The sequence below is a fragment of the Saccharopolyspora sp. NPDC002578 genome, assembly GCF_053592695.1.
In genome coordinates this window covers 100,904-116,158 of record NZ_JBSFWJ010000012.1, presented here as the reverse complement: position 1 = coordinate 116,158, position 15,255 = coordinate 100,904, and the positions used below count along the sequence as shown (strand labels likewise).

At 68.8% G+C, this 15,255-nt stretch carries 16 protein-coding genes and 2 pseudogenes; 8 read left to right on the top strand and 10 right to left on the bottom strand.

Annotated elements, in window-relative coordinates; genetic code table 11:
- Both ACWD38_RS09000 and ACWD38_RS08995 read right to left on the bottom strand, forming a co-directional pair.
- Positions 1 to 328 (bottom strand): annotated as a pseudogene (locus ACWD38_RS09000) (hypothetical protein); the annotation flags it as partial.
- Positions 329 to 375: 47 nt separating this feature from the next.
- Entirely contained in the window at positions 376 to 1,152 is a 777-nt protein-coding gene (locus ACWD38_RS08995; protein ID WP_450123773.1) for an enoyl-CoA hydratase, read from the bottom strand.
- Positions 1,153 to 1,590: 438 nt separating this feature from the next.
- On the opposite strand from ACWD38_RS08995, the gene ACWD38_RS08990 reads away from it, so the two are divergent.
- The 5 genes and pseudogenes from ACWD38_RS08990 to ACWD38_RS08970 all read left to right on the top strand — a co-directional run bounded on the left by ACWD38_RS08990 (position 1,591) and on the right by ACWD38_RS08970 (position 3,646).
- Positions 1,591 to 2,385, top strand: a complete 795-nt coding sequence (locus tag ACWD38_RS08990; RefSeq protein WP_450123772.1) for an enoyl-CoA hydratase-related protein — start codon at positions 1,591 to 1,593, stop codon at positions 2,383 to 2,385.
- Between the two features lie 28 nt (positions 2,386 to 2,413).
- A complete protein-coding gene (locus ACWD38_RS08985) occupies positions 2,414 to 2,812 on the top strand; it encodes an acyl-CoA dehydrogenase family protein (RefSeq protein WP_450123771.1) in 399 nt (132 codons plus the stop codon).
- A pseudogene (locus tag ACWD38_RS08980) lies at positions 2,799 to 2,897 on the top strand (hypothetical protein); the annotation flags it as partial. The gene ACWD38_RS08985 and the pseudogene ACWD38_RS08980, both read left to right, overlap by 14 nt.
- A gap of 46 nt (positions 2,898 to 2,943) precedes the next feature.
- A complete protein-coding gene (locus tag ACWD38_RS08975) occupies positions 2,944 to 3,300 on the top strand; it encodes an acyl-CoA dehydrogenase family protein (RefSeq protein WP_450123770.1) in 357 nt (118 codons plus the stop codon).
- A gap of 28 nt (positions 3,301 to 3,328) precedes the next feature.
- Positions 3,329 to 3,646, top strand: coding sequence for an acyl-CoA dehydrogenase family protein (locus ACWD38_RS08970; protein WP_450123775.1), 318 nt, complete (start codon positions 3,329 to 3,331; stop codon positions 3,644 to 3,646).
- Between the two features lie 47 nt (positions 3,647 to 3,693).
- On the opposite strand, the gene ACWD38_RS08965 is transcribed toward ACWD38_RS08970, so the two are convergent.
- The 4 genes from ACWD38_RS08965 to ACWD38_RS08950 all read right to left on the bottom strand — a co-directional run bounded on the left by ACWD38_RS08965 (position 3,694) and on the right by ACWD38_RS08950 (position 9,503).
- Positions 3,694 to 4,914: an acetyl-CoA hydrolase/transferase family protein gene (locus tag ACWD38_RS08965; protein ID WP_450123769.1), complete on the bottom strand. Its 1,221-nt coding sequence runs from the start codon at positions 4,912 to 4,914 to the stop codon at positions 3,694 to 3,696.
- A gap of 252 nt (positions 4,915 to 5,166) precedes the next feature.
- Positions 5,167 to 6,225 (bottom strand): acyl-CoA dehydrogenase family protein, encoded by a 1,059-nt coding sequence (locus tag ACWD38_RS08960; protein ID WP_450123768.1) that lies wholly within the window; start codon positions 6,223 to 6,225, stop codon positions 5,167 to 5,169.
- A 184-nt stretch (positions 6,226 to 6,409) separates the two neighbouring features.
- A complete protein-coding gene (locus ACWD38_RS08955; protein WP_450123767.1) occupies positions 6,410 to 8,326 on the bottom strand; it encodes an AMP-binding protein in 1,917 nt (638 codons plus the stop codon).
- Between the two features lies 1 nt (position 8,327).
- Positions 8,328 to 9,503: an acyl-CoA dehydrogenase family protein gene (locus ACWD38_RS08950; protein WP_450123766.1), complete on the bottom strand. Its 1,176-nt coding sequence runs from the start codon at positions 9,501 to 9,503 to the stop codon at positions 8,328 to 8,330.
- Positions 9,504 to 9,574: 71 nt separating this feature from the next.
- Here ACWD38_RS08950 and ACWD38_RS08945 point away from each other — a divergent pair, with 71 nt between their 5' ends.
- Both ACWD38_RS08945 and ACWD38_RS08940 read left to right on the top strand, forming a co-directional pair.
- Positions 9,575 to 10,000 carry an FAS1-like dehydratase domain-containing protein gene (locus ACWD38_RS08945; protein WP_450123765.1) on the top strand — a complete coding sequence of 142 codons (426 nt, stop codon included), beginning with the start codon at positions 9,575 to 9,577 and terminating at the stop codon, positions 9,998 to 10,000.
- Positions 9,997 to 10,395, top strand: coding sequence for a MaoC/PaaZ C-terminal domain-containing protein (locus ACWD38_RS08940; protein WP_450123764.1), 399 nt, complete (start codon positions 9,997 to 9,999; stop codon positions 10,393 to 10,395). Before ACWD38_RS08945 ends, ACWD38_RS08940 begins: the two co-directional genes overlap by 4 nt.
- 17 nt (positions 10,396 to 10,412) lie before the next feature.
- On the opposite strand, the gene ACWD38_RS08935 is transcribed toward ACWD38_RS08940, so the two are convergent.
- Positions 10,413 to 11,546: a LuxR C-terminal-related transcriptional regulator gene (locus ACWD38_RS08935; RefSeq protein ID WP_450123763.1), complete on the bottom strand. Its 1,134-nt coding sequence runs from the start codon at positions 11,544 to 11,546 to the stop codon at positions 10,413 to 10,415.
- 91 nt (positions 11,547 to 11,637) lie between these two features.
- Between ACWD38_RS08935 and ACWD38_RS08930 the strand changes: the two genes are divergently transcribed.
- Complete coding sequence (locus tag ACWD38_RS08930) at positions 11,638 to 12,189, top strand: TetR/AcrR family transcriptional regulator (protein WP_450123762.1); 552 nt, start codon at positions 11,638 to 11,640, stop codon at positions 12,187 to 12,189.
- A 79-nt stretch (positions 12,190 to 12,268) separates the two neighbouring features.
- Here the strand turns inward: ACWD38_RS08930 and ACWD38_RS08925 are convergent, their stop codons facing one another.
- The 3 genes from ACWD38_RS08925 to ACWD38_RS08915 form a co-directional block, all read right to left on the bottom strand.
- On the bottom strand, positions 12,269 to 13,291 hold the full coding sequence (locus ACWD38_RS08925) for an LLM class flavin-dependent oxidoreductase (protein ID WP_450123761.1): 1,023 nt from the start codon (positions 13,289 to 13,291) through the stop codon (positions 12,269 to 12,271).
- A gap of 66 nt (positions 13,292 to 13,357) precedes the next feature.
- A complete protein-coding gene (locus ACWD38_RS08920) occupies positions 13,358 to 14,422 on the bottom strand; it encodes a phosphotransferase family protein (RefSeq protein WP_450123760.1) in 1,065 nt (354 codons plus the stop codon).
- Between the two features lie 7 nt (positions 14,423 to 14,429).
- A complete protein-coding gene (locus tag ACWD38_RS08915) occupies positions 14,430 to 15,245 on the bottom strand; it encodes an enoyl-CoA hydratase/isomerase family protein (protein ID WP_450123759.1) in 816 nt (271 codons plus the stop codon).
- Positions 15,246 to 15,255: the final 10 nt, after the last annotated feature.

Genomic DNA, 15,255 nt, shown 5'->3' with positions numbered 1-15,255 from the left:
GATCAGGTTCCACGGGCCGAACCAGCTCAGGACCGGGGTTTCGAAGGTGGGGACGAAGACCTCGAAGTAGGCCTCCAGCACGCTCAGGCTCAGGCATGACGAACCAGTGGGCCACGCCGACGTGGCCCCACTTGAGCATCTTGGTGTGGCCCAGGACCTCCTTGAGCATGTTCCCGAACCGCGCCCCGAAGGGGCCACGCCTGGTCGGGTCGGGTTGTCCGAGACGGATGGACGAGATCATCCGCCGCACGGTCTTGACGACCATCACCACCGCGACGGCCGTCACGGCCAGGCAGATCAGGCCCAGGACCAGCTGCAGAGCACCCATGCTCGCGGTTCCCCTCTCCGGCGACGCTGCCGGTTCATTCGCGACGGTCAGCGGTGCGAGAACGACGGCGGACGCTTGTCCACGAAGGCCGCCATGCCTTCCTTCTGGTCCTCGGTCGCGAAGGTCGCGTGGAACGTGCGGCGCTCGAAGCGGACGCCTTCAGCCAAGGTGGTCTCGAACGCCCGGTTCACGCTCTCCTTGACCATCATCGTCACCGGCCCCGACATGCCCGCCACGGTTCCCGCGGTCTCCATCGCCTCGCCGAGCAGCGCGTCGTCGGGCACCACCCGGGCGACGAGGCCGCTGCGTTCGGCCTCCGGAGCGCTCATCGTCCGCCCGGTCAAGCACATCTCCATCGCCTTGGCCTTCCCGATAGCGCGGGTGAGCCGCTGCGATCCGCCGATGCCCGGGATCACGCCCAGCTTGATCTCGGGCTGCCCGAACTTCGCGCTCTCCGCGGCGATGATCACGTCGCACAGCATGGCGAGCTCACAGCCACCGCCGAGCGCGTAACCGGACACCGCCGCCACCAGCGGCTTGCGGACCGCGGCGAGCCGATCCCACCCGGCGAACCAGTCGTTGAGGTAAACGTCCATGTAGGACTGCGACTGCATCTCCTTGATGTCAGCACCGGCCGCGAACGCCTTGGGAGAACCGGTCAGCAGGATGCAGCCGACATGATCGTCCTGGTCGAGCGCGGCCACCTCCTCGGTGACCTCCCGCATCAGCTGGAGGTTCAACGCGTTCAGCGCTTGCGGCCGGTTCAGCTTGACCGTGGCCACCCTGCCGGTGCGCTCGATCTCGATGGTCTCGTACTCGCTCATCGGTCCTCCTCGGGAACAGCCTTCGCGGGCCCATCCAGAACGCGCCATCGCTCCCGCATCAGGGGCGCCGGCAACGGAAAACGCCAGAAATTTACTTGGTCGTCCAACTATCTGAGTCGAGATGTTCACCGAGGACGAGACGGACTTCAAGTCAAAGCGAGTGTGTCTCGCGACACCTCCGCCGGACAGCGGGCGCGTGTCCCGGCGCATCCGCGAACCCTCGAGACGTCGACCGAGTTCGACACCCGAGCCGTCGGCTCACCGCCCGCAATGGGCAGTTCCCTCTCCCTTTGTGGGTAAATCAGCGACCTGCCGAGACCGATCGGATGTCGTCACCTTGATAACGCACGTTATCGCGACCTACGGTCGGCGTACCGCAGCGCCCCGCACACGGGCCTTGCGCCCACCACCCTTCGAACGTGAAAGGTCGTCGCAACGATGCACGAGTTCACCGACGTGACGTACGAGATCGACAACGGGCTGGCCTGGATCACCATCAACCGTCCCGAACGGTACAACTCGTTCCGCGCGCAGACCGTCGACGAGCTGGTCAAGGCGTTCAAGCAGGCCTGGGCGAGCTCGGAGGTCGGAGCCATTTGCCTGACGGGCGCCGGAGAGAAGGCGTTCTGCGCGGGCGGCGACCAGAAGCAGCGCGCCGAGACCGGCGATTACGGCCCATCCGACTCCGGCCTGTTCGAGGTCGACGCGCTGCACCGGGTCATCCGCGACGTGCCCAAGCCGGTGATCGCCGCCGTGAACGGTTTCGCCATCGGCGGCGGGCACGTGCTGCACGTGCTGTGCGACCTCACGATCGCCGCGGACACCGCGGTGTTCGGCCAGAACGGGCCGCGCGTCGGGTCGTTCGACGCCGGCTTCGGCAGCGCCTACCTCGCGCGCGTGCTCGGTGAGAAGCGGGCTCGCGAAGTGTGGTTCCTGTGCCGCCGCTACAGCGCGGCGCAGGCCGAGAACTGGGGCCTGGTGAACAAGGTCGTGGCGCCCGCCGACCTGCACTCCGAAGTGCGCGCCTGGGCGGACGAGATCCTCGCGCTTTCGCCGACCACGCTCAAGGTCCTCAAGCAGTCCTTCAACACCGACACCGAGCACTTTGCCAGCGTCGGATCGCTGGCGTACTCCTACCTCAAAACGTTCGGGGAGTCCGACGAGGCCAAGGAAGGCGTCAACGCCTTCAACGAGAAGCGCAAGCCGGACTTCTCCCCTTACCGCGGGGCCTGATCAGGAACGACCGTTCACGTAGGCAGGAATGCGGCGCACCGATGAGCGGCGGCGGTTCGCCGAAGCGATCCGCGAGTTCTGCGCCGACGAATGCCACACCCCCCAGCAGCGGGATGCGCTCACCGACAGCGGCAAGCTGGCCGATCTCGGGTGGCTCGGCGTGTCCATTCCGGAGCAGTACGGCGGGGCCGATGCCGGAATGGTCGAGAAGTGCCTCGCCATGGAGGGGACCTCGCGCGGGTTGGCGCCGATCACCGCCTACTCCACCGGTCTCACCGCGGCGCAGACCTACCTCCGGTACGGCACCGAGCAGCAGGAGGAGGAGATCCTGGGCGGTCTGTGCCGCGGTCGTCTGGAGGCGATCGCGCTCTCCGCGCCCGGGGCCGGTTCCGATCTCGGCGCGGCTCAACGCGGTGTTCGACGGTGACGGCTACGTCATAAACGGGCAGAAGACCCGGACATCGGCCGCGCACGTGGCCGACCATCTGCTTGTGCTGGCGCGCACCTCGGTCGAGAGCCGGAAGCACGATGGGCTGACTCTGCTGATCGTGCGCACCGATGCCCCGGGGATTGGAGATCCGGGACATCAAGACGATGGAGGCCCGCACGGGCAACGACCTGTTCTCCACCGAGGTGCGGGTGCCCGCGACGACCCTCGTCGGAGAGGTCGGCAGGGCGTGGGATCACCTTATGCGCGGTCTCAGCGTGGAACGCTTGATCATCGCCGCCATGTCGCTGGGCGCGGCACAACGCTCTCTCGACGACGTGCTGGACTACGTCCGGCAGCGGGAGCAGTTCGGCCGCCCGATCAGAGGTTTCCAGGCGGTCCGCCACCGCTTGGTCGACCTGGCCACGGACATCGCCTGCTGCCGGGCGTTCGTTGTACGAGGTGGCCGAGCGCATCGGCGCCGGTGAAGAAGACCAGCCGGCCCGCGAGGGATCCATGGCGAAGCTCAAGTGCACCGAGGTGAGCAAGCGGACCGCGCTGGAGGCCATGCAGCTGATGGGCGGGTCCGGCTGCGCCCGGGAATTCGGCATGGAGGGGCAGGTTCGCGCGAGGCGCTCGCTCCGCCGATCTGCGGTGGCACCAATGAGATCCAGCGCGAGATCATCAGCAAGAGCCTCGGGCTCTGACTCGCTCCGGCCGAACGCCGAGGGCGCCGCCACCTCCACGGCTCTCCAGATCCGCGGGTGGCAGCGCCCTCGAAGTCGTTCACCGTTTCGGTGTCCGGTGCCCGAAATCCGCTCGCCGAACACGTGAGTCCGTCAAGACGAGGAAACGCCGGTCGCCGCTGGTGCGCTCCGACGTCACTGGATGGCCGCCCTGGACAGCGCGTCCCGGTGCTCGGGTCCGGCGATGGCGGTCAGCCTGCGTGTCCGCTCCGGCAGGTCGCACCCCCGCAGGTGTGCCGCGCCGTGCTCGGTGACCACGATGTCCACATCGGAGCGTCCCGTGGTGACCGGCCCGGTAGGAGTGGGAACGATCGTGGAGTTCTCCCCGGAAGTCGCCCTGAGCGTGATGATCGACCGCGCTCCGGTGAGCGCCGCCGCTCTGGAGAAGTCGACCTGCCCGCCGATCGCGCCGATGTAGTCCCCGCGCCGCCGCTCGGAGCCCACCTGGCCGGTGAGGTCGACCTCGATGGCGGAGTTGATCGACACGAGGGACCGCAGCCGGGACAGCGTCGCAGGCGAGTGCGTGTAGCTGGCCGGGCGGAACTCGACGGGCAGGTCTCCCAGCCGCTCGTAGAGCTCGGAGCTGCCGAGCGCGGCGCCGGTGACGATCAGCCCGGGGTCGATCTCCTTCTGCGCCCCGGTGAGCACGCCCTTCTCCACCAGGCTCAGCACGCCGTCGGAGATCATCCCGGTGTGGAAGCCGAGGTCCTGATGTCCGGCGAGGCGGTCGAGCACGGCGGCGGGCAGCGAGCCGACGCCCATCTGCAGGGTGTCGCCGTCCTCGATCAACTCGGCGACGTTCCGCGCGATCGCCTGTTCGACGTCGTCGGCCGGGCGAGCGGGTGCTTCGCCGACCGGGCGGTCGGTCTCGACCACGGCGGCGAACCGGCTCAGCGGCAGGCGCGCGGCCCCTGTCGTGACCGGCATCCTGCGGTTGATCTCGGCGATCAGCACCGGGGTGTGCGCGATCGCGTCCGCGATGTAGTCCACCCCGATTCCCAGCGAGCAAGTGCCCGCGGCGTCGGGCGGGGACACCTGGACGAATCCCACGTCAGCCGGCAACGCTCCCTCCGCGAACAACCGCGGCAGGGCGGAGTAGTGGCAGGGAACCACGTCGAGGCGCCCGGCCCTGCTGAGCCGGCGCAATTGGCCGAGGGCTCCGTAGGAGGACAGCGACACGCTGCTCGGAAGCTCGCGAACCAGCCGTTGGTCCCAGCTCAGCCCGCAGAACGCGCGCACGGGCCCGAGATCGTCGGCCTGATCGAGCAACGCGTGCACCAGCGGCGTCGGCTCCGCACCGGCCTGGCTCCACCAGACGCCGGTCCCTGGCCGGACGTGCGATGACAGGTCGATCACGGGAGCCCACCTGCCTCCTGCGGCCACGTCGTTCCTACGTTCCTGCATTCGGTCGGTTCCGAACCCAAAGCGAAAACTCCCGCCATCAAAGCGAAATCAGAACGAACCGCATCGACCCGGGCGAGCCAGTGTCCTTGCGGAATGGTCCTGATCTGTGTCTTGTCGGCGGCGGAACCGCCGAGCAACGATCACCGGGCCACCGGCAGATATTTCGCCACCCGCCCCGCTGCGCAAATCACCCTGCGAGGACTCCTAGGCGGCCGGCAGCAGTGGGAGGGCCGTGGCCAAGCGCTCGTTCCACGTCTTCGACGAGCCGAACAAGCGCGAGTTGAGCTTCGCACGCTTGTAGAACAGGTGGAGGTCGTGCTCCCACGTGTAGCCGATCGCACCGTGCGTGGTCAGCGCGCTGTCGGCCACGCCCTCGGCCGCCGGACACGTCTGGGATTTGGCTGCGGCGGCGTGCAGTGCGGCGTCTTCATGCCCCTGTTCCACTGACGCTGCCGCGTAGTAGACGAGCGAACGCGCGGATTCTACGGAGACCAGCATGCTGGCCGCGGCGTGCTTGACGGCCTGGAACGACCCGATCGGTACGCCGAACTGCTGCCGTTGCTTGCTGTAGTCCACCGCCATCGTCAGCATGCGCTCCGCGGCCCCGAGGCTGTCCGCCGCCACCAGGACGGCCGCACGCGATGCGGCCTCGGCGAGGATGCCGTCGGCGACCTCGATCGCGGCGTGCCGCGACAGGTCCGGAACGACGACGTCGGCGACCGAACGGCTGCGATCGAGCAGTTCGCGGTGCACGAGCTCCACGTCCGTCGCGTCCACCACGACCAGTGCGAGCCGCCCGTCCTCGCGGATCGGCACGACGAACCGCCGTGCCCTGTCCGCACCGAGCACGTTCGTCACGGTGCCTCCGCTGCGCGACACCGCACCACCGGCGTCCGGCGGGCGGTCCGCGTTCACCGCGAGCACGGCGAACTCACCCTCAACGAGGGATTTTGCCGCCAGGTCGGGCGCTCCGGCGAGCAGCGGCGCCGCCACCACTGCGGCTGACCAGGCCGCCGAGGGCGCCGCGCAACCGCCCAGCTGCTCGGCAGCGAGCGCCAGTTCGACCAGGCCGCCGCCTTGGCCGCCGCATTTCTCCGGTGAGCCGATGGCGAACCAGCCTTCCTCAGCGAACCGCCGCTCGAACGCAGAGGGGTCGCCGGAGTCCAGCCAGCCGCGCACGGCCTCCGCCGGGGCGAACCGTTCGAGCCACCCCTGGAAGGAGGACCTGAACAGCTCCTGGTCCTCGGTCAATGTCCACCGCATTCCCGCTCCTCCCGGAGTTCCACGGCGCTTCCCGCGGCTTCGCTACGACCATGTCCACCCAAATAGTACTTTAGGTCAGACCATTGGTCCATAAGTTGCCTCGAGGTACCAACGCATCTCGGCCTCTTGGACACAGGTGAGACGCCCAGGACGGGACTGCCGCCCCCGCCCCTCGCCGGTGACGTCAGTCCTCGATCGCCTTCCGGATCTCGTCGATCGCCTCGACGTTCTCGGCGCCGGAGAGGTCGCCGGGATCCTGGTCCAGCACCACGGCACGAATCGCGCGGCGGAGGATCTTCGCCGATCGGGTCTTGGGCAGCTGTCCGACCCGGTGCACCGCGCTGGGCGCGAACGGCTTTCCCAGCTCCTCGGCGACCATTTCCCGCAGTCGGCTCGAGACGTCCTCCTCGGACCCGGCGGCGGGCACCCAGAACGCCCGGACGGACTCGCCCTTCTTCGGATCGGGCACGCCGACCGCCGCGGCCTCCGACACCGCAGGGTGCGCGGTCAGCACCGCCTCCACCTCGGCAGGCGCGAGCCGCTTGCCCGCGATGTTCATGACGTCGTCGGAGCGTCCGCGGATGAACCACTGGCCGTCGTCAACCAGGGCGAAGTCGCCGTGCCGCCACATCCCCGGGAACGTCGACCAGTACTCCTCCAGGTAACGCGCGTCGTCCTTCCAGACTCCGCGCGTCATCGCCGGCCACGGCTGGCGGCAGACCAGCTCGCCCACCTGCCCGCGCACCGACCGGCCTGCGTCGTCGACCACGTCGACGTCCATCCCCAGCGACGGCCCGCCGAGCGAACAGCTCCGGATCGGCTCGACCGGGTAGGGCGACAGGAACGAACCACCGACCTCGGTGCCACCGGAGAAGTTGATGACCGGGACCCTCCCGCCGAAGACGGTCCCGGCCAGCCAGTCGTAGGAATCCGGGTCCCACGGCTCACCCGTGGATCCCAGAACGTGCACCGACGACAGGTCGAACCGCTCGTGCGCGGGCTCCGCGCCGGTGCGCAACGAACGGATCAGCGTCGGAGACACTCCGAGCATGCTCACCCGGTGCCGCTCGGCCAGCTGCCACAGTCGGTCGTTGCCCGGCACGTCAGGGGAACCTTCGTAGAGCAGCAGCGTCGCGCCGTTGGCATGCGTGCCGAAGATGGACAGCGGGCCCATGATCCAGCCCATGTCGGTCACCCAGCAGAACACCCCGCCCGGCCCGACGTCGAAGGCGTACGCCACCTCGCTGGCCGTTTTTACGAGGAACCCGGCATGGGTGTGCACAGCCCCCTTCGGGCGTCCGGTGGTACCGGAGGTGTAGGCCAGCAACAACGTCTCTGTCGGCCGCATAGCGGCCGCCGGGCCGACCTCTCCTGCGGAAAGTTCCGACCACCGCACATCGCGTTCGGTACTCGTTCCGGGTTCCGGATCGACATTGCCGACCAGCACGACGTGCCGCACCGTCGGACATGACTCCAGCGCGGAGTCGAGCAGCGGCTTCATCGCCACCTCACGCCCGCGCCGGATCGTGCCGTCGGCGACGATGACCACCTTCGCGTCGGCGTCCTGCAACCGAGCGGCGATCGCCGCCGGAGCGAAGCCGGAGAACAGCGGCACCAGGACCGCGCCCAGCCGAGCCACCGCGTAGCAGGCGATGACCGCTTCCGGGATCATGGGCAGGTAGAGGCCGACGGAGTCGCCGCGCCCCACGCCGAGCCCGCGCAGTCCGGCGGCTAGGCGGTCGACTTGCTCCGCCAGCTCCCCGAAGGTCAGCGTCCGGGTACTGCCGTCCTCGGCTTCGTGCACCACGGCCGCACGGTCCGGCGCCTCGCTCGCCCACCGGCCCAGGCAGGCATCCACGATGTTCAGCTCCCCGCCGGTGAACCAGTCGGGATGTTCGATCCCGGCGGTGATGTCCACGACCTCCGAATAGGCCCGGCGGAACGGCAGACCCAGGTCCCGCACCACCGCGTCCCAGTACCAACCGATGTCGGCCACCGACCGCGCGCGCAGCTCGTCGATGGAACCGATCCCGTGCGCTCGCGCGAACCGCGTGACGTTGGCGTTCTCGACGTAGTCGTCGCTGGGCTTCCAGGTGTACACGTCAGCTCCTCGGCATGCCGAGCATCCGCTCGGCGATGATGTTGCGCTGGATGAAGGTCGACCCGCCTGCGATCGCGGTTCCCCGGGCCTGGTTGGCAAGCCGCAACCAGCGGGACTCGGCGACCTGCTCGTCGTCCAGGCCGAACTGGCCGCCGAGCGAATCCAGGGAGAGCCGAAAATCGGCCAAGTCCTCCACGAGCGGGCAGAAGAACAGCTTGCCGATCGAAGCCACCGGACCGGGCGGGCCGCCCTCCGCTGCCTGCGTGATCACCCGTTGGCCGATGAGGTAGTGCGTCAGCGCTCGGCCGTAGAGGTCGGCCACCTGCTCGCGGACTCGCGGATCCGTCCCCAGTGGACGGTCGTCTTCGCCGGTCCGCTCGGCGATGTCGGCGATGATGTCGTCCACCGCGCGCTTCGTGTTGACACGACCGGTCGCGATCGCGACGCGCTCGTAGGACAGCGTGCTCATCGCCACGCGCCACCCTCCGTCGACGTCTCCGACGACCAGTTCGTCCGGCACGAAGACGTCGTCCAGGAACACCTCGTTGAACTCCGCCTCACCGAGCATGTGCTCCAACGGGCGCACTGTGACGCCCTCGCTGCTCATCGGAAGCAGGAAGTACGTGATTCCCTTGTGCCGCGGTCCACCGCCGGTGCGCGCCAGCAGGATCGCGTGCGTGGCGAGCTGGGCGCGACTGGTCCAGATCTTCTGCCCCTCGACGCGCCAGCCACCGTCGACTTTGGTGGCCTTGGTGCGCAGCGAAGCCAGATCCGACCCGGCGTCCGGTTCCGAGAACAGCTGGCACCAGATCTCCGCACCGGTGAGGATCGGGCGCAGGAAGCGCTCCTTCTGCGCATCGGTGCCGAAATCGATGATGGTCGGGCCGGCGAAGTCCTCACCGATGATGTTGAGACGTTCGGGCGCCCCTGCTCGGTCAGCTTCTTCGTTGAAGATCGCCCGCAGTTTCTCGTCGACACCACGGCCGCCGTACTCCGTCGGCCAGTACACGCCCGCGTATCCGGCGTCGAAGAGCATCCGCTGCCACTGGCGCCAGAACGGCGCTTTGCCTTCGAGGTCCGGCGGTTCCGGCCAGGGCAGCTGCGGCAGCGCGTCACCCAGCCACTTGCTGATCTCGCCCCGGAACCGGGCCTCCGCCGGAGAGTCTGCGAGCTCCATGAACGAACCCTTCATCTCGTGAATGGTCGAATGGTATTATAGGACAGACCAAAATAGGAAGGTGTTCGACGATGACGGCAGAGTCGCTGGACGAGGTCGCCTTCGACGTCGAGCGGGGGAAGATCCGCGAGTTCACCCGATCCACCGGCGCGACGGATCCGGTGCACACCGACCGCGATGCCGCGCGTCGAGCCGGGTTCGACGACGTGCCCGCTACGGCCACACACGTCGTGGTCGCCGGTCACCACCGGGACCAGCGCGCCTTCGTCGCCGAGCTCGGACTGGCCTTCGAACGCGTCGTGGTGGGCTCGGTGAAGTGGATCTACCACCGGCCGCTGCTGGCCGGGGACACCCTGCGCGGCGTGCGCCGAGTCGCCGAGGACGTCCACAAGAAGGGCATGCGCTTCGTGACGCTGGAGACCGAATACCTCGACGCCGGCGGGAAACCGGTGGTCGTGCTCCGCGAAACATTGATCGAGCGAGGAGATCCGCAGTGAGAGCACCCGTCGTGGTACGACCCGGCACGTCTCTCCCCGCACGGGAGGTCGGCCCGGTGACCCAGACCGACGTCGTGCGCTTCGCCGGGGCGGGCGGGGATTTCAACCCGCTGCACCACGATCCCGAGTTCGCCCGCGCCGCCGGATTCCCCGGCGTGCTGGCGATGGGACAGATGCACGCGGGCATGCTGGCTGCGTGGCTGACCGACTGGGCCGGGGTGGAGCACCTGCGCGAGTACGAAGTGCGGTTCGCCGCTCCCGTCTTCCTCGGCGACACGCTGCTGTTCTCCGGTGAAGTGCGCTCGGTGGACAACGAGATCGCCGAGTTGCAGCTCACCGCCACCCGCGGCGAGGACGCGGTGCTGCGCGCCCGCGCCGCGGTCGTCACCGGCTGACCCGGCGCCTATCCCCACTACATAGTCAGGCGCAGGTACTGCGAGATCGCCTCGGCGCGGTTCTCCGCACCCAGCTTGCGCAGGATCCGCTTGACGTGCGACTTGACCGTGCCGGTGGCGATCACCAGTTCCTCGGCGATCCGATTGTTCGTCGCGCCGGTGGCCATCAGTGCCAGCACTTCGAGCTCGCGGCCGGTCAGCGAGGGTTCCAGCGGAGGGCGTTCGGATCGACTGCCGCCGCCCCGTCGCCCGGCGTCGTTGCCACCGAGTTCGATCTCCGCCGACGCGAGCCCGTCGAGCACCTCCTCCACCGCCTGCAACGCCGAGCGCACCTGGTCACGCTGTTCCCGCAGCCTCGCCATCAGCACCGCGCGCTCGAAGATCCGACCGAAGCCGACCGCGAAGAACCACAGCACGTCGCGGTCGAGCTGAGTGACGGGCTCGGCCATGCGATCGGCGTGCAAGAAACCGATGACCCGGCCGGTCGGCATCACGGGCGCGGCGACATAGGAGTTCATCGCGGACGCGTCGAGCAGCGGGCGATACACCCGTGGATCTCCGGTGGGATCGGTGACGATCGCGGGCCCGCGCCGCCGGACCATCTCGCCCTCCAACGGCATGTCCGCCAGCGGGACCTCCGGGGTCACCCGCAGCCAGTCGCGGAACGTACGTTCCGCCTCCCGGTTGTCGATCGCGTGGGACTTGTGCGGCCGCCACGTCACGCCTTCGACACGGGAGAGCAGCACGCGGTCGAGCCCGCAGCCGCGCACCACCGCCTCGCACACCTGCCCCAGCAGCTGTTCCGGCTCCCCCACGTCGCGGAGCGGGCCGAGCTCCGACTCGACGGCGTCGAGCCGCCGGCTTCGTTCCCGCGCGAGGAGATCCCGGAGTTCGAACCGCAACGCGTGCACCTCGGCCAAGGTGGTCCCAACTCGAGATTCCGGCTGCCCGTCGGACATTTCCTCCGCGAGCTCCCCCACCACGACCACCAGCGCGGATTCCAAGCCCGCCGGGTCGTGGACGACTCCCCTGCGGCGCCCCGTCAGACCCTCGACCCCCTGTAGCAGCCGACGGCCGCGGTCGAGCAGTTCGGCCCGCTTGCGAGCATCTCCGCCACCACCGGTCTCCCCGTGCCGAAACTCCGCGCGCACGATCCCGTGCCCTCCGTCGGCGTCCGCTCCGATGCGGACGATGCCACTTCAGGATAACGATCGTTCACAGGATTGTGGTAGGTTCAGCCGGGTGGACAGGGACCGGAAGATCCTTGATACGGCGGCCGCGGTCTTCTTCGAGAAGGGGTTCCACGGTGCCAGCGTCGACGAGCTGGGAACGCGTGCCGGCCTGAGCGGTCCGGCGCTGTACCGGCACTTCTCCGGCAAGGACGAGATCCTGGCGACGCTGTTCAACGAGGCCCTCGACGAGCTGCTGAGCGCGACCGCACCGGTGCACGACGACCCGGAGCTGGACCTTGATCGGTTGATCCGGCACCACGTCTGCTTCGCCGTCGACCACCGGCACCTCGTCAACGTCTACCAGCGGGAGGACCGCTCCCTGGTCGACCCGTGGCAGCGACACTTCGCGCGCAGGCGGCGCCAGTACGTAGGGCGCTGGGAAACGACCATCGGGCGGTGCTTCCCGAACGCATCGCAGGCGAAGGTCGCCACCGGCACGCACGCTTGCCTCAGCGTGATCTTCTCGATCACCTACTGGCCGAAGGCCACGGCGCGGCAGCCCGATCTCGCGGACGTGGTGACCGGGTTCGTACGCGAAGGCTTGGCCACGCTCAATTCCTGACCGCACGTCGTGGAACTCGTGCGGCGCGACGGTCGACTCTGCCCGGTCGGCTGGGCCGCTTCACGCAACCGGTGGTGGCTCACCGCGGACGGTCGGCGAACGTTTCGATGATCGCCTCGGTGTTCTCCGCGACGCGCTCGGGCGCCAACGTGAAGCTGGGCGAGTACAGCGCCGCGTGGTCGTAGCGCTTCTCGATCGCGGGCAGGGTATCGCGCACTTCGTCGGCCGTGCCGCACACTGCCATCTCCGCGAGCATCCGATCCGAAACCGCGGCGATCATCGCTTCGTGGTCACGGTTGCGGAAGGCCTGCTGGATCGCGCTCGCCTCGGCGCCGAACCCGGATGCCGCCATCACCGGGCCGTACGACTTCGGTGCCACGTAGAACGCGATCTGAGCCGCCGCCTCGCGCCGCGCCTGCCGCACGTCGTCAGAGATCGAGCAGATGATCACACCCTTGAGCGCGACGTCCCGCGTCGAGCGGCCGGTCTTCTCCGCGCCGCGGACGATCGCCGGTCGGACGACGTCCGCCAAGTAGCGATCGGTCATGGTCGGGTGGCAGATCAGGCCGTCGGACACCCGTCCGGCGACCTCGACCATGCGGGAGTTCACGCCAGCGGTGTAGATGGGGATGTCCGCCCGCAACGGTGCGTCGATGGCGGCCGTGGGAGTGATGTCGACGGTGTAGAAGCGCCCCTCGTGCCGCACCGGCTCCTCGTGCAGCCGCCACAGCCTCCGGATCAGCGGGACGAGTTCTTCCATGCGGGTGGCAGGACCGTCGGGATCCGTGACCCCTTGCCAAGCCTGCATCATCTTGCGGGTTCCGGTGCCGAGTCCGAGCGTGAACCGGCCGCCGCTCATCTCGTCGAGGAACTTCGCGTCGTTGGCCAGCACCAGCGGAGACCGGCCGACCGCGTAGGCGATCGCCGAGCCGACACCGATCCGATCGGTGCTCGCGGCCATGGCCGCGACCGAGACCACCGCCGAGCGGTTCAGGAACTCCCCCGACCAGGCGGCGTCGAACCCGGCCGCTTCCGCGCGCGCGGCGACCGCCTGCGTGTTCCGCACGCCACCGGCCAGCACCGTGATCCCTCGCGTCGTCATCTTCGCCGCCTTTCGTCAACCGATTCCGGCGCCGTGCGTTCCGCCGTCTTGCCGGGCGGGCGCGGCTCAGCGCGTCTCCGCGATCTCTTCCTTGGTGGAGAAACGCGGGGGTTCGAGTCCCGCGGTGTCGTGCGCGGCTTCGAGGAAAGACCGCACCAGACCCGAATCGGCGTAGTACTGGTCCCCGACCCCCCGCACCGCCCGGCGGCGGCCGTACTCGTACAGCACCGCGAGCTTCCAGAGCGCCAGCGCGGTGTACCAGTCCAAACCGGACAGATCGCGGCCGGTGCGCCGCGCGTAGCGGTCTGCGAGTTCCTGTCGCGACGGGTAACCGTCCTCGCACATCGCCGTGCCGAACTCCGAGGTCGGCGTCAGAGGAACGCCGGGCTCCGGCACCGAAGCGAGGAAGTAGCCCACGTCGAAGAGCGGATCTCCGATGGTGGCCAGCTCCCAGTCCAGCACCGCGGCCACGCGGCCGGGTCCATCCGGTGCCAGCACGACGTTTCCGATGCGGAAGTCGTTGTGCACGATCGCATGATCTGACTCGGGCGGAGCGTGCCGGTCGAGCCAGGAGTAGATCACTTCGAAAAGCGGCGGCGGGCAGCCTCCCTCGTCGGCGACGAGGCGTCCCATGCGGTGAAGGTGGCGCTGGTTGAATCCTTCGGGTTTGCCGAGATCGCCGAGCCCCACCGCGCGCCGATCCACGGCGTGCAGATCGGCGAGCGTGTCGACCAGTGACTCGCCGACCTGCCTTCTCAGCTGCGGGGTGTCCAGCGGGTTCGGGGTCTCGGTGGTCACGACCGGCCCCTCTACAAGACTCATCACGTAGAAGGGCACATCGAGGACTTCACCTGCCTCCGCGGTGGCGAGCACGCCCGGCACCGGGACGCCGGTGGCGTCGAGCGCTCCGATGAGCCGTGCCTCACGCAGCATGTCGTGCGCGCCCGGCGGGACCGGCGGTGGCGGGGGCCGCCGGAGAACCACTTCGCGTGTGCCGTCCTGGACGAGGTAGGTCAGGTTCGAGTGCCCGTCACCGATGCGCTCGGCGCTCACCGGGCCGTCGCACAGCCCGCGAACTCGCAGGAATCGGGACAGTGCGTCGAGGGTTTCCGGAGTCCATCCCCAACTCATCCGACTCTCACCTCGCCGTGAACCGCGGTGCGCGCTCGGCCTTGAACGCCGCCAACGCCTCGGGCATGTCCTCGGTGCGGGTCAGCAATGCCTGTCCGCGGTTCTCCAGTTCGAGCGCCGCGGCATACGAGGTGATCTCCTGGTTTCGCTGGATGGCCCGCTTGGACATGCGGACGCCCGCAGGGGAGTTGGAAGCGATCATCCGGGCGGTCTCCATCGCCTCGCCGAACAGCTCCTCGCCGGCCACCACCCGGTTGACGAGGCCGATTCGGCCGGCCTCCTCAGCCTTGACGAGCCGCCCCGTGAAACCGATCTCGGCGGCCATGGCAGGCCCGACGAGGCGACTGAGGTTGTAGGAGGTGCCCAACTCCCCCATCGACAGCCCGACCTTCACGAAGGCCGCGCTGAACTTCGCGGTCGGCGCCGCGAGCCGGATGTCCGCGGCGAGCGCGAGCGCCAGGCCTCCCCCGGTCGCCGGCCCGTGCACTGCCGCGATCACGGGGAACGGCAGGTGCCGGATCGCCTGGATGCCGCCGGTGGCGGTCTCCTGGAACTTGAGGAATTCCCGGACTCCCATCCGGGTGATGACTTCGATCTCGTCGAGGTCGAACCCGGCGCAGAACGCGCGCTCGCCGGCGCCGGTGACGATCAGCGCGCGCACTCCGCTGTCGCGCAGCGCGTGCGCAGCCCTGCGGTAGTCCGTGAACATCTGCACGGTCTGCGAGTTCATCCGATCCGGACGGTTCACGCGAAGCACGGCGACGTCCTCACTCAGGAGCTCCAAGGTCAGCGTGTCGAGCTCCGGCACGTCCAAGGCGGCCATGATCACTCCT

Excerpts from the sequence above, each read along its gene's own strand:
- ACWD38_RS08995 (WP_450123773.1), bottom strand. The coding sequence starts at position 1,152 with ATGAGCGAGTACGAGACCATCGAGATCGAGCGCACCGGCAGGGTGGCC.
- ACWD38_RS08990 (WP_450123772.1), top strand. The coding sequence starts at position 1,591 with ATGCACGAGTTCACCGACGTGACGTACGAGATCGACAACGGGCTGGCC.
- ACWD38_RS08985 (WP_450123771.1), top strand. The coding sequence starts at position 2,414 with ATGCGGCGCACCGATGAGCGGCGGCGGTTCGCCGAAGCGATCCGCGAG.
- ACWD38_RS08975 (WP_450123770.1), top strand. The coding sequence starts at position 2,944 with ATGCCCCGGGGATTGGAGATCCGGGACATCAAGACGATGGAGGCCCGC.
- ACWD38_RS08970 (WP_450123775.1), top strand. The coding sequence starts at position 3,329 with ATGGCGAAGCTCAAGTGCACCGAGGTGAGCAAGCGGACCGCGCTGGAG.
- ACWD38_RS08960 (WP_450123768.1), bottom strand. The coding sequence starts at position 6,225 with ATGCGGTGGACATTGACCGAGGACCAGGAGCTGTTCAGGTCCTCCTTC.
- ACWD38_RS08950 (WP_450123766.1), bottom strand. The coding sequence starts at position 9,503 with ATGGAGCTCGCAGACTCTCCGGCGGAGGCCCGGTTCCGGGGCGAGATC.
- ACWD38_RS08945 (WP_450123765.1), top strand. The coding sequence starts at position 9,575 with ATGACGGCAGAGTCGCTGGACGAGGTCGCCTTCGACGTCGAGCGGGGG.
- ACWD38_RS08925 (WP_450123761.1), bottom strand. The coding sequence starts at position 13,291 with ATGACGACGCGAGGGATCACGGTGCTGGCCGGTGGCGTGCGGAACACG.
- ACWD38_RS08920 (WP_450123760.1), bottom strand. The coding sequence starts at position 14,422 with ATGAGTTGGGGATGGACTCCGGAAACCCTCGACGCACTGTCCCGATTC.
- ACWD38_RS08915 (WP_450123759.1), bottom strand. The coding sequence starts at position 15,245 with ATGGCCGCCTTGGACGTGCCGGAGCTCGACACGCTGACCTTGGAGCTC.